Source organism: Pseudoalteromonas sp. Ld19 (assembly GCF_045064135.1).
Classification (GTDB): Bacteria; Pseudomonadota; Gammaproteobacteria; order Enterobacterales; family Alteromonadaceae; genus Pseudoalteromonas; species Pseudoalteromonas aliena.
Map to the genome: position 1 here is coordinate 177117 of NZ_JBISHA010000011.1, position 14306 is coordinate 191422.

Consider the following 14306-nt stretch of genomic DNA (forward strand, 5'->3'; position numbering starts at 1 on the left):
ACCTTTGCTACGTTATTGATGCCATTTTGGCATTAATGAATTTAAAAATCTATGGTTTTTGTCCGCAGGTTTAATCCGTACTATGCAAAGCTAATTAAAAAAGGAGCGTCTTCATGAAAAAACATTTAATTGCTGCTGCACTCGCTGGCGCATTACTAACACTTGCAGGTTGTGCCGATGAAAGCACAGCACCTTCGACTCAAGCACAGCATCTTCAACCAATCGATGTTGCAGCGGTATTAGTTAAACCAGTACAAAGCTGGCACACCTATACAACGCGCTTAGAGTCTCCTCAAGAAGTCGCGTTAATGCCACGCGTATCAGGTGTCATTGAGCGTATTGCATTTAATGAAGGCGACAATGTTAAAAAAGGCGACTTATTATTTAAGTTAGACGACCGTCCATTTGCAGCGGTTGTTGCAAGCCTTGATGCGCAAATTAACAGTGCACAAGCTGCGTTAGAACAAGCAAAAAGTGAAGCTAAACGAGCAGTGCGTTTAACGCAGCGTAAAGCAATCTCTACTGAGCAGGCTGAATCTCGAACCTCTGTTTTACGCCAACGTGAAGCGCAGCTTGCGGCTTTGCAAGCGCAGCTTACAGCAGCTGAACTTGATTTAGAGTTTACGTCAATTGTATCGCCAATTGATGGGGTCATTTCGCGCGCAAATATTACTAAAGGCAATAATATTATTGCGGGCCAAAGCGTATTAACAAGTATTGTCTCAAACGAGCAAATGTATGCGTACTTTGATATTGATGAACGCACTTGGAACAGTGCTTTTAGCAATGTAACAGCCGCTAGCCGTCAACCTGTTGTTATGCAAAAAGTAGGGCAAAACGATTTTGCATACAAAGGGCACATCAATTTTATTGATAACCAAATCAATGCCTATACAGGCACTTTGCGTGTGCGCGCTGTGTTTGATGAAGATAACAACCAGCTTCGCTCGGGTTCATTTGCACGCATTAAATTAGCTGCTAACTCAATCTCTGAGCAAGTTATTGTGCCAGATAGAGCCATTGGCACCGATTTAAAAAATCGCTTTGTATTAACCGTTGGCGAAAATAACGTGCTTGAGTACAAATTAGTCACTGTGGGTGAGCGTTATGGTTCGCTTCGCGCAGTAACATCAGGTCTTTCACAGGGTGATGTCATTGCCGTAAATGGTCCTGCTCGTGTAGGCCCAGGCATGCCAATTAAGCCAAATACAGTAACAATAGACAGCAGTGATGTTGCATTCACTCTTTCTAATGACGAATCACGTTTAGTGGCTAAGCAATAAGGTTTATTGATGAAATTTTCACACTTTTTTATTCAACGGCCGATATTTGCGGCTATGTTGTCTTTAGTTATTTTAATTGCCGGTGGTATTTCTTTATTTCAGCTTCCGGTAAGTGAATACCCTGAAGTGGTGCCACCAACAGTGGTTGTCACAGCGAGTTACCCAGGCGCTAACCCAACCGTTATTGCGCAAACGGTCGCAACACCACTTGAACAAGAAATTAACGGCACTGAAAACATGTTGTATATGTTTTCACAAGCAACCAGTGATGGACGTATGACCCTAACGGTAACGTTTGCACTAGGTACAGATTTAGACCGTGCTCAAGTACAAGTACAAAACCGTGTAAATAGCGCATTACCGCGTTTGCCGCAAGAGGTGCAGCGCTTAGGTGTTGTTGCTGAAAAATCATCACCCGATTTAACCATGGTGGTGCATTTATATTCGCCAGAAAAAACACATGATACCGCGTATTTATCTAATTATGCCGACTTGTATATTAAAGATGAAATTGCACGTTTATCGGGTGTCGGCGATATTCGCCTATTTGGTGCTGGTAAATACTCAATGCGTGTATGGTTAAACCCTGATGCACTCGCGGCACGTGAATTAACAGCAACCGACGTTGTTACTGCACTTCGTTCGCAAAACCAACAAGTTGCGGCAGGTAGTTTAGGCGCTCAGCCGGTATCAAACGACAGTCAATTTCAAATACTGTTAAATGTAAAAGGGCGTTTAAACAGCATTGAAGAGTTTGAACACGTTATTATTAAAGTGGGTGATGAGGGGCAATTAACACGTTTATCTGATATTGCACGCGTTGAATTAGGGCAAGATACTTACTCACTTCGCGCAGAGCTAGACACTCAACCAGCATTGGCCATGCCTATATTTCAACGCCCAGGTTCTAATGCGATTGAACTATCTGATCAAGTGCGCGAAACCATGGCACGTTTATCAAAAGACTTCCCTGAAGGGGTAAAATACGACATTGTTTACGATCCAACCGTATTTGTACGCGGCTCTATTGACGCTGTAATTACAACGTTGATTGAAGCCATTGTACTGGTTGTTATTGTCGTTATTGTATTTTTACAAACATGGCGTGCGTCAATTATCCCACTTATTGCGGTGCCTATTTCACTCATTGGTACGTTTGCAGTGATGCAGTGGTTGGGTGTATCGATTAATACTTTATCGTTATTTGGCTTAGTACTGGCTATAGGTATTGTTGTTGATGATGCGATTGTTGTTGTTGAAAATGTTGAACGTAATATAGAGCAAGGCTTGTCGCCTCTTGAAGCAACACGCGTTGCAATGAGTGAAGTTACGGGGCCTATTATTGCGATTGCACTTGTGCTTTGCGCGGTGTTTATTCCAACCGCATTTATTACCGGTTTATCGGGGCAATTTTACAAGCAATTTGCGTTAACAATTACCATTTCAACCGTCATTTCTGCTTTTAACTCTTTGACACTTTCGCCCGCATTAGCCGCGTTATTGTTAAAATCGCACGATGCAAAGCCAGATGCATTTACACGTTTATTAAACAAATTATTTGGTCGCTGGTTGTTTCAACCATTCAACCGCGTATTTGACCGTGGTGCAAAAGGGTATGAAAAACTAGTTAAAAAGCTAATTCGCTTAAGTATGATTGTAATGGTGGCGTATGTCGCACTCGTTGGCGGTACTATTAAGTTGTTTGATACCGTACCTGGTGGCTTTATTCCACAGCAAGATAAGCAATATTTAGTGGCAATTGCGCAATTACCTGATGCAGCTAGCCTTGACCGCACAGAAGATGTATTAAGACAGATGCAACAAATAGCCTTAGATGTTCCGGGCGTTGCAAATACGGTTGCTTTTCCTGGTTTGTCTGTAAATGGTTTTACCAATAGCCCTAACAGCGGTATTGTTTTTACGCCCTTAGACGCGTTTGAAGACCGTGCCGATCCAAGTAAATCGGCGATGGCGATTGCTGCGCAGTTAAACCAACGTTTTGCCGCAATTGATGAAGCATTTGTCGCGGTATTCCCGCCGCCGCCAATTCAAGGCCTAGGCACAACGGGTGGTTTTAAGTTACAAATTGAAGACCGATCAAACAAAGGGTTCGAAGCATTATTTAATAGCCTGCAAACGGTTATTGGTAAAGCACAACAAGATCCAGCGTTAATGGGGCTTTACTCAAGTTTTCGTATTCAAGTGCCACAAATGGATATAGATGTTGATCGCGAGCAAGCGCTTATTCAAGGTATCCCTCTAGATGAAGTGTTTAATGCACTGCAAATTTATTTAGGCTCAGTGTATGTGAATGACTTTAACTTGTTTGGTCGTACGTATCAGGTCAATGCGCAAGCAGACGCTGATTACCGTTTAGACCCAGATCAAATTCTTAATTTAAAAGTAAGAAACCGCGCGGGTAACATGGTGCCATTAGGCTCAGTATTAACGGTTACACCAACAATTGGCCCTGACCGTGTAATGCATTACAACGGGTATCCAAGTGCAGAGCTTAACGGCAGCCCAGCGCCTGGTTACAGCTCTGATCAAGCACAACTGGCTATTGAAGCAATACTTGCTGATAACTTGCCAAGCGGCATTGAATACGAGTGGACAGAAGTGACTTATCAACAAGTACTTGCGGGTAATACTATGGTGTATGTGTTCCCACTGGTAGTGCTACTGGTATTTATGGTGCTTGCTGCTCAGTACGAAAGCTTGCGTTTACCATTAGCTATTATTTTAATTGTGCCAATGACCATATTTTCAGCGTTACTTGGTGTGTGGTTTGTAGGCTCAGATAACAATATATTTACGCAAATAGCGTTAATAGTATTGGTAGCCTTAGCATCTAAAAATGCAATTCTGATGGTTGAATTTGCAAAAGATAAAAACGATACCGGTTTATCTCATATGGATGCAATATTAGCGGCGTGTCGTATGCGTTTACGTCCAATATTAATGACTTCAATCGCCTTTACAGCAGGTGTTATACCGCTTGTATTGGCAACCGGAGCAGGAGCCGAAATGCGCCATGCAATGGGGAATGCAGTGTTCTCAGGCATGATTGGTGTAACCGTGTTTGGCTTATTGTTTACCCCAGTATTTTATATGCTTGTTGTAAATAAAAAAGAAAAATCGCAGGAGTTACCACATGACTAAGTTAGTAAATAAAGCGCTAAAAACACGCTTAACAATAAGTGCTGTAGTAGTAGTGGCTGCGTTTTTATCTGGCTGTGCGAGCAAAATAGATACGCTCAGTGAGCAAAACGCAATTAATGAGTTTGTTGCAAAGGCGGCGGTTGCAGAGCAACTTGATGGTGCTGACGAAACGAGCTGGTGGAAAGGGCTTGGATCAAGCCAATTAGACTTGTTAGTCACCCAAGCGCTTGCAAATAATCATGATTTACAAACAAGCCAGTTAACACTTAAAAGTGCGTTAGCACGACTAGGTGAGCAAAAAGCACAATACCTGCCGCAAGGTGGCGTAGAAATTGGTGCTAAGCGCAGTGGTTTAGGCGATGTAAACAGCCGTCAATCGAGTGCTAATTTAGCACTTGATTGGCAGCTCGATTTATTTGGACGTATTACGGCACTGGTTGATGCAGCAAATGCATCGGCCATGAGCCAAGCAGAGCAAGTCCGTTTACTACAAATTGAAGTCGTATCGGCGGTTGTTAAAGGCTTTGTTAGCTATCAAGGTAATGTTGAAAAACAGCATATTGTAGCGCTGCAAATAGAGGCGCTTGAGCAAAGTATTGAGGTGCTACAAGCTCGCGTTGATGAAGGTGTTGCAAGCGAACTTGATTTAAATCGTACAATGGCGCAGCTTAGGCAGCAACAAGCACTTGTGCCTGCTTTTGAATATGCAAAGTACCGCGACTTATCTACGCTTGCTGCGCTTACGGGACGTTTAACGCAGCACGTTGAATTAAATAATGAACGGGCTATTTTAGAGCATCAGTTTGAGGTGGCTTTTAATGAGCCAAATAACGCAATTGCACTAAGGCCTGATATTAGCCGAGCACTTTACGACTTTAGCCAAGCGAATAGTTTAAGTGTTGCAGCAAGCAAAGCACTTTTACCAGATATTAGTTTAAGTGGCTTTGCAGGCGTTGTGAGTCTTGGTAGTAATGGCTTTAGCGATACTCAACAGCAATGGCAAGTAGCACCACAAATTAAGTGGTCGCTACTGAGTTATCCTGCACTTTTAGCACAACGCGATGCACAACAGTTTTTAAGTGAAGCGGCGTACAGCGACTATCAACAAGTGGTGCTTAAAGCCGTGAACGAAAGTGAACTTTCGCTGCAGCTTTTAACCAATCAAGCACAACAAAAACGCTTTGCTGATGATCGTTATAGCTTCGCAAATAAAGCATTCTTACAAGCTCAAGCAATGTACGAAGAAGGGCAAATTCCTTATCTTGAGTTGTTAGATGCACGTCAGGATGTTTTAATAGCGCAAGAAAACGCTGTCGATTCCACAATTTCATCGCTACTTGCTAAGGTTAATGCCTATCAGTCATTTAACGGGCGATGGAGTTATGCTTTAAGCAACACTAAGAAGTAGAGTTATATTGATGCCCAGTACTGATGTTTTACATGAATACACCGTACCGCTTACTATGCGTGCCATTGTATTGCCAGAGCCTAATGAGCAAATCAATTTAGCTGACGTTGAGTTACCTGTACCTGAGTGTGCAGATAACGAATTACTCATAAAAGTAGAGTACGTTGGCTTAAACCCCGTTGATGGGCAGTTTGCTAAATCGGGTTTTTGTAAATGGCAATATCCTCATATTTTAGGGCTTGATGCTGTAGGTGTGGTGGTAAAAGCCAGCAAAGGTATTTTTCCCAATGTAGGCGAGCGGGTAATGTGGCACGCAAGTGTTGGCGACCAAGGTGTGCTCAGTGAATACACAAAAGTGCCTAATTATGCGGTGTCGGTTTTGCCTGCAGGATTAAACCCAGCAGTGGCTGCTATTTTACCGTGTGCTGGTATGGCTGCACTTATTAGCTTAGATAAACTGAGTATTAGCGAAGGCGATACCATACTTATTGAAGGGGGAGCTGGGGCCGTAGGGCAGTTTGCTATTCAGTATGCTAAGCAGCGCGGAGCAGATGTATTTGCAACCGCATCAAAGCGAAACCATAAATTGGTTAAACAGCTTGGTGCAGACATGGTTTTTGATTACAACGATAAAAAGTTGTGTGAAAAAATTCGCAAAGAACTTGGTCCACAAGGTTTTGACGCAGTAATCGACACCATTGGTGGAGAGTCTACAGCTCGAAATATTGAGCTAATGCGTTTTTGTGGCAAAATTGCATGTTTAAACCCATTACCCTGTTTTGATCAAGAGCTTATGTATCGTAGGGCACCTAATATTAGCGTGGTATCGCTGGGCGGTGCATGGCTTGCTAATAGTTTGTGTGCGCAACAGCGTTTAAGCTTTATGGGTAACTTATTGCTAGAAGGTGCGTGTAATGGCGATATTAAAACGCCGACACTGACCGCCGTTGAATTTAATGCACAGGCGGTGTCTGATGCGCTTAATAAGCAATTGGCGGGTGGCTTTACCGGCAAACAGGTTGTACACGTAGCGCCATAAATACTAGGGCTATTTTTTAAAAACGCAGCATTATTATGTTGCGTTTTTTTATGTCTTTTTTATGGTCTTTTCATTCTATCAAATCGTATTTTTATTTATTAACCTGAACTCTGGTTAAGAGATTTACTAACATATTGAATCATGGTGATATTTAAATTTATTTTCTCTAGCCAGAGATTTTCAATGAAAACAAGGCGAATTTACGCGTCAATAGCTGGCCTATTGCAAGTAAATTCAACGCAGTTAGCGCTGAAAATAGCTGCTAGAGATAGATTTATTATCCAGAGTCCTGGTTTATTAGCTGTTTTATTCTTCATTTTGATAAAAATAGTTACTTTCAGCGTACAACTGTAAGCCTTTGTGTTTCAACAGTTTACGTTCAGGTAAAGAAAATAAATTGAAAAAACTGTTAATTTATTGGATAGAGTAATTGATCTAAACGGTTTTTTATGACGTAATGTAGGTATTATTTAGCTGGTCGGATGAGTTCAATCATGAGTTTACGTACAAAATTAAAAAAAGTATTGCCAAGTATTTCTATCACTGAACAAGAAGCGCTAGACGCGGGTGATGTATGGCTTGAAGGGTCTATCTACCAAGGTAAACCTGATTTCAGCGCATTACGCGACGTACCTGCAGCTAAACTAAGCGCAGACGAGCAAGCATTCTTAGACGGTCCAGTAAAAGAGTTATTGGGCATGATTGACGATTCAGTGATTCAAAATGGGATTCATTTACCAAATGACATTTTAGAATTTTTGAAAAAAGAGCGTTTTTTCTCGCTTATCATTCCTAAATCGTTTGGTGGTTTAGAGTTTAGCCCTTATGCAAACTCTACTATTGTAGGCACAATTGCCACTAAAAGCTCAGCGGTAGCGGTAACTGTAATGGTACCTAACTCGTTAGGCCCTGGTGAGTTACTACTTCATTTTGGTACGCAAGAACAACAAGCACATTACCTACCACGTCTAGCAAATGGCACAGACATTCCATGTTTTGCATTAACAAGCCCTGAAGCGGGTTCTGATGCCGGCGGTATTCCAGATGTGGGTACTGTTACTAAAGGTATGTATAACGGCAAAGAAGTGCTTGGTTTAGAAATCACATGGGACAAGCGCTACATTACGCTTGCACCTATTGCTACCGTACTTGGTTTAGCATTTAAAGTAGTTGATCCAAATGGTTTACTAGGTGGTAAAGAAAACCTAGGTATTACTTGTGCACTTATTCCAAAAGAGCACCCAGGTATAGAGCTTGGTAATCGCCATGATCCAATGGGTATCCGTTTTTACAACGGTACTACACGTGGTAACAAAGTATTTGTACCAATGGACTTTGTTATTGGTGGACAGAAAAATATCGGTCGTGGTTGGCAAATGCTGGTTAGCTGTTTAGGTGCTGGCCGTGGTATTTCATTACCTGCACTAGGTGTGAGTACAGCACAAGTTGCATTTAAATCAGCGTCTGAATACGCGGCAGTGCGTGAACAGTTTGGTTTAGCGATTGGCCAATTTGAAGGTATTCAAGAAAAACTAGCTGACATTGCAGGTAAAACATACCTACAAGAAGCAATGCGTGTACTGACAACTGAAGGTTTAGGCATGGGCTTAAAGCCATCGGTTGTTACAGCAATCGCTAAATACCACATGACAGAGCTTGGTCGCGACGTACTTGATTCAGCAATGGATATTCAAGCAGGTAAAGCGATTCAAAACGGTCCACAAAATACCTTAGCAAGTGGTTATGTTGCACAACCGATTGCCATCACGGTAGAAGGCGCGAATATTCTTACTCGTAACCTGATGATTTTTGGTCAAGGTGTTATGCGTTGTCACCCATATTTACAATCTATGGTTGAGTCAATTCATAGCGAAGACAAAGGCGCAGATAAAGAATTTAACGGTATTTTACGTAAAACAATTGGCTACAGCACAGCAAACAGCTTACGTGCTTTCCGCCTTGGTGTTTTACCATTTACAGCAAGTGCTAATTCTGAATTGCCAGAAGTACGCGACTACGAAAAAGCAGTTCATAAACTATCTGCAAAGCTTGCAGTGTACGCTGACTTTTCGTTATTAGTACTTGGCGGTAAGTTAAAACAAGCAGAAATGCTATCGGCTCGTTTAGGCGATGTAATGAGCTTCTTGTACGCAGCTATGGCATCAATTAAATACTACGAGCAAAAAGTAGCAAGTAGTGACCGTGAGCAAGCTGCGCCGTATTTCCATTACGCGACTCGTTTTGCTCTGCAAAGTGCAGAAGAAGCATTGCATAAGTTTTTAGATAACTTCCCTGCAAGTGGCACTCGTAAGTTTATTCGTTTTATTACAATGAACTACTCAACTAAAATGCCAAAAATTAGTGATGATCTAATTCGCGAACTAGCTAAGCAAGCACAGCTTGATACCGCATTTAAAGCGCAAATTACGCATTTAGTTAAGCCAGTAGAGGGCGATGGCCATCATATCAATGAGCAAGCTTACAAAGCCAAAATGGCATCATTGGTTGAGTTATCAAAAGTTAAAAAAGCACTACGTGCTAAAACGATTAAAGCAGGCGCACGCTTTAACATTACGCTTGATAACGCACTAGCGGCAAACGTAATCACGCAAGCTGAACATGTTCAGTTAATTGATTACAACATCAAACGTGAAAAAGCGATTCGTGTAGATGAGTTCGATTTTGATATGAACATCCTAGACGATAACGCACAGCCCGTTAACCCACTTAAAAGCGTGGTTAATCAATAAAATTCAATAATGCAAAGCGCCTGCAGTTTAGGCGCTTTTATTTTTGAAAAGTATTAGTGTGGAGCCCCGCTTGTGTAAAAACAAGCGGGGCTTTTTTATGTGTGTTTTAAAGTAGAGATAGATAGCGGTGTTGGTCTTAAAGCGAATATGTATGCGTAGAGGATTAAAAAGAGACGCTTATAATCTTGAAAAAGGGCTAACAACCCCGTTAGCACCTTGCTGCAATACATGGGTATATATTTGTGTGGTTTTAACATCAGAATGGCCAAGCTGAGCTTGAACAGTTCTTATATCAGCGCCATTTTGCAGTAGATGAGTAGCAAAAGAGTGTCTTAATGTATGAGGTGTTATTATTTTTGTTAACCCTGATTTTTGGACGGCTTTTTTAACCTCTTTTCTAATACAAGAGTGATGAAAATGATGTCGCCTTATTTCACCACTTTGAGGATCTGAACTTAATATATGAGAGGGAAATAAATACTGCCACGCAAGCGATTTTGCGGCACTTGGATATTTTTTTGTTAAAGCATATGGCATCCACGCGCCGGCATATTTAGTGTTATTTAAATCAAGCTTTAGGTAGTCATCAACGTTTAAAATTTGAGTTCTCAGCATAGAGATCAGCTCTGTGGCCAGCGTAACAATGCGGTGTTTATTACCTTTTCCATTCCATACTTGAATGCATTTATAATCAAAATCAATATCTTTCACCCTTAATTGCACCGCTTCCATTACTCTTAAGCCACTTCCATACATAAGGGCTGCAATTAAATAATAGCGCTTATTTAAATGAGCCATCAACATTTTAACTTCCTCTGGGGTCATCACTACAGGGAGCTTTGCTTGTTTTTTACTACGGGCAAAATTTAAATTTAATGAAAGTTCGTTTTTTATTATGTGCTTGTATAAAAATGACAATGAATTGAGTGCAGTCGCTTGCGTACGTGGTGCAACGTTTTGCTTTAACACTAAATGTTCTAAGTAGCGCTCGACTTCATTGTCTCCCATTGAGGCGGGATGGCGTTTATTATGAAAATGGATATAAGATGCAATCCATCTTAGGTAAGTATCTACGGTGCGTAATGAATACTGACGTACCAACATATAATCGGCTATATAATTTAAAAATGGAGAACGTGTTTTCATGTCATCACCAATATTTTTAACTGTATAAATATACAGTTTAATTGTTTGGCTCTCATATTCAAGAAAATGAGCGACGAGCGCATTTTCTTTTTTCTGAATCTCTTTAGCGTCAATAAAAAAATTATAATTGGCAATACATTACGTTATTTGTTAAAAATAGATTTATTAATACATGAGCGTGACATCGGCAGAAAGATGCGCGACGCGCGCACTATAAAATTGTTAGGCATTGAAATCGGAATCAACTATGAGCAATGGATTTCCAACAATTCGAAAGAGTAAAATTACTGGAGAAACGGGAGTTAACGCTGTTTCTAAAGTTGTTAATGATGAATTCCAGTGGATTTTCAGAAGAAATCATGACGAGCATGATTTCGGTATTGATGGTTATTTGGATATTGTTACTCAAGATGGCGCTGTAACTGGTCAATCTCTCGCTGTTCAAGTTAAGTCAGGTCAATCTTTTTTCAAGACAAGGACTAGTAATGGTTTCACATTTTATGGTGAAAAAAAGCACTTAAATTATTACTTAAATCAAAAAAATCCAATTTTAATAATTATCCATGATGATAAGTTAAATCAAGCTTATTGGCAGGTTTTTGAACTTGCGTATACCGAACGAACCCCAACAGGATGGAAGATGAATATTCCAAGAAAAAACAGGTTCGATATATCATCAAAAGAAAAATTATTAGAAATAGTGGGGCCAGCAGAAGACCACCTTGAAGCATTAGAAGCTCATTGGGCATTTAATGAAACATTATTATCGGCTGACGTTATCCATTATGCGATAGATAGAGAAGATATAGAAACAAAGAATGTAAAGCCAATTAGCGAGTTTTTTTCACGCATAGAATCTAATGACAGCTTGTGTCGAAAATTTCAGGGAAAAGTAGAAATCAGCGTATCTGGCTATGATTTTGATAAGCGAGAACTTTGGGAAATAAGGGAAGTACGCCGATGGTATAAAAAAGCGGATCCTAGAATAAACTGGCTATATTTTTGTAATATGATCCCTCCAGCACATGGTTTTAGAGCATATGCGGCTTGCTTATGTGATACTCGCTGGTTAACAGGTGAAGAAATAGCTGAAAACCCTGGTATGAACGTCACAATGGATCTAAAAGCACAGCTTAATTTATTCGAGTCAAACTGGGAAAAGCTAAACAGTATGACGGATCACTTAGGGATGAGCATTGAGGAAAATAAGCGGATTACCTATGCTTCTTTTGATGCTATCGGGTTTCCTTATGATAAGAATGCCTAACAAATAGCTGCATTTGACAATTACCGCCCGTTTGCTTGTGCATGGCTTCGCCATTTTTGCACAATCAAAAGTACGGTAATCGCAAATGAGCAAAGCGTTATGCTTCATTATTTAACTTGACAACTTTTTGTTTTATTTAGATAATTCGTCTCGGACTCATCGTCTAATTTGGCAAGACGCTACTCTATTTGAGTAGAATCCCGGTTCGATTCCGGGTGGGTAAAGGGCATTTTAGAGAGTGTCCTTTATCCACCTAGGAATTAGTTATGACAAATACAGATATTGAAGATATATTTTCAGCCCAAACCGAAAACGTTCAAGCTTTAGAGCAGGCTTGGAAACACATCAATAAAGCAATTAATTCCGCTTATTCAAACGATCAGCAATCAACAGCAGAAATTCAAACAAAGCTACTAGCTCAAGTCTATTGTGCTTTTGCTGAAGCTGTATTTTCTAAACTGATTCATACCCCTGATTCTTTTCTTGCTTCAGAGATAACTCAAATAAAAATCAAAGGAAAAAGAAACATTGTAGAGGCTTGGAAAAAGTGTGTTGAATTAGCTTTGCAGAAAGTACAAGGCAAGAGCAGTGGGCATGTTGCAAACACTAATCAAAAAATCTGTTCGCTAATCGATGACTATGTTTATGATCCTAGTTTACTTCGGAATAAAATCGCACATGGGCAATGGCGTGTCGCTTTAAATTCAAACAACACAACAACTAACAGTGACACCCATCCTAATTTTTGCAGTTTGGCGAACTAAGTACTAGGCTTTGTTCAGTGCAAAAAAAAAGCAGGGTGTCTTATGGCAATCGCAAGAAAACGTCAAATAAGTTTGGTTGATACAAAGTACTACCACTGTATATCACGGTGCGTACGCCGTGCATTTTTATGTGGAGAAGACTATTTTACGGGTCAATCTTACGAGCATCGTAGAGGCTGGGTTGAAGACAAACTGCTTGAGTTAGCTAAGGTATTTTGCATTGATGTCTGTGCTTATGCCGTAATGAGTAACCACACCCATTTAGTCCTGTATGTTGATGATAAAAAAGCGAATCGACTAAATGATAAAGCGATTGTTATTCGTTGGCATAAACTCTGTAAAGGCACTGTACTTACGCAAAAGTACATACAGGGTGAGAAGCTAAGTAAAGCCGAACTTATCTTTTTTAATCAAACAGTAAAGGAATATCGAGAGCGTCTATCAAGTATTAGCTGGTTTATGCGGGTGTTAAATGAAGACATTGCGCGCAGGGCAAATAAAGAAGATAACTGCACTGGTAGGTTTTGGGAGGGACGATTTAGTTCACAAGCGTTATTAGATGAAGCCGCATTGGCGGCCTGCATGGCGTATGTAGATTTAAACCCCATTAGAGCCAAAATGGCTAACACCCCAGAAGAATCTGCTCATACCAGCATCAAACAGCGTTTAACACACGCAAAGGAAGGCAAGCAACCAAAACAACTTCAGCGCTTTGCAGGCATGCCACGTCAAATAATGCCCAAAGGGCTACCGTTTGAGCTTAAATCGTACCTTGAACTTGTTGAACTAACAGGGCGAATAATACGAGATGATAAACGCGGGCATATTGACAATATAAACCTTCCTTTGCTTGAAAGGCTTACTATATCCCCAGAAAACTGGTTAAAACTCACCACACAATTTACACGCGTATTTCATGGCGCAGTAGGCAGGCCTATCTCACAAGCAAGTTATTGCGAAAATTTAAATCGAAAACGGCGAGCCAATATAAGTAACTGCGAAAAGCTGCTCACATAAAGTTTAAACGCCCCAGTAAAAAGTTAAAACTGCATCATGCAGTCTTTTCATACGCGTAATTTAGGTTTAAGAGTGATAATGGCTTATTTAAAGGGTGAAATGAAAGTAACCCAATAGTAAAAGATAAATTTTTAGCTGAAAAAGTAAATTTAATATCACAGTTTTATTTGTTTAATTAGAGTGGCTGTCTAGTTTAGTCTAGTTCGCATAAAGTTTAAACGCCCCAGTAAAAAGTTAAAACTGCATCATGCAGTCATTTTCATGCGCGTAATTTAGGTTTAAGAGTGATAATGGCTTATTTAAAGGGGGGAAATGAAAGTAACGCATTAGTAAAAGATAAATTTTTAGCTGAAAAAGTAAATTTAATAGCACAGTTTTATTTGTTTAATTAGAGTGGCTGTCTTGTTTAGTCTAGTTTTACCTAGTAGCTATCGACCGATTAAGTCTTCATTTTTAGGGCGATTTAATCG

General features: G+C 40.4%; 9 protein-coding genes. 8 read left to right on the plus strand and 1 reads right to left on the minus strand.

Going from position 1 to position 14306, the window contains the following annotated elements; all coding sequences use genetic code 11:
• The first annotated feature begins 113 nt into the window (after positions 1–113).
• The 5 genes from ACJJVZ_RS02180 (at position 114) to ACJJVZ_RS02200 (ending at position 9642) form a co-directional block, all read left to right on the plus strand.
• On the plus strand, positions 114–1283 hold the full coding sequence (locus ACJJVZ_RS02180; RefSeq protein ID WP_405597726.1) for an efflux RND transporter periplasmic adaptor subunit: 1170 nt from the start codon (positions 114–116) through the stop codon (positions 1281–1283).
• A gap of 9 nt (positions 1284–1292) precedes the next feature.
• Positions 1293–4445 carry an efflux RND transporter permease subunit gene (locus tag ACJJVZ_RS02185; RefSeq protein WP_138586271.1) on the plus strand — a complete coding sequence of 1051 codons (3153 nt, stop codon included), beginning with the start codon at positions 1293–1295 and terminating at the stop codon, positions 4443–4445.
• Complete coding sequence (locus ACJJVZ_RS02190; protein WP_405597730.1) at positions 4438–5853, plus strand: TolC family protein; 1416 nt, start codon at positions 4438–4440, stop codon at positions 5851–5853. The genes ACJJVZ_RS02185 and ACJJVZ_RS02190 overlap by 8 nt, the downstream gene beginning before the upstream one ends.
• A 10-nt stretch (positions 5854–5863) precedes the next feature.
• The gene (locus ACJJVZ_RS02195) at positions 5864–6892 is read left to right on the plus strand and encodes a zinc-binding dehydrogenase (protein ID WP_182703134.1); all 1029 of its coding nucleotides are present in this window, start codon (positions 5864–5866) and stop codon (positions 6890–6892) included.
• A 494-nt stretch (positions 6893–7386) separates the two neighbouring features.
• On the plus strand, positions 7387–9642 hold the full coding sequence (locus tag ACJJVZ_RS02200) for an acyl-CoA dehydrogenase (protein WP_405597732.1): 2256 nt from the start codon (positions 7387–7389) through the stop codon (positions 9640–9642).
• A gap of 177 nt (positions 9643–9819) precedes the next feature.
• Here the strand turns inward: ACJJVZ_RS02200 and ACJJVZ_RS02205 are convergent, their stop codons facing one another.
• Entirely contained in the window at positions 9820–10788 is a 969-nt protein-coding gene (locus ACJJVZ_RS02205) for an integron integrase (protein WP_405621569.1), read from the minus strand.
• Between the two features lie 247 nt (positions 10789–11035).
• Between ACJJVZ_RS02205 and ACJJVZ_RS02210 the strand changes: the two genes are divergently transcribed.
• The 3 genes from ACJJVZ_RS02210 (at position 11036) to ACJJVZ_RS02220 (ending at position 13836) form a co-directional block, all read left to right on the plus strand.
• The gene (locus ACJJVZ_RS02210; RefSeq protein ID WP_405597737.1) at positions 11036–12055 is read left to right on the plus strand and encodes a DUF4365 domain-containing protein; all 1020 of its coding nucleotides are present in this window, start codon (positions 11036–11038) and stop codon (positions 12053–12055) included.
• A gap of 266 nt (positions 12056–12321) precedes the next feature.
• On the plus strand, positions 12322–12819 hold the full coding sequence (locus ACJJVZ_RS02215) for a hypothetical protein (protein ID WP_405597740.1): 498 nt from the start codon (positions 12322–12324) through the stop codon (positions 12817–12819).
• Positions 12820–12861: 42 nt separating this feature from the next.
• Positions 12862–13836: a transposase gene (locus ACJJVZ_RS02220; protein ID WP_405597743.1), complete on the plus strand. Its 975-nt coding sequence runs from the start codon at positions 12862–12864 to the stop codon at positions 13834–13836.
• Positions 13837–14306: the final 470 nt, after the last annotated feature.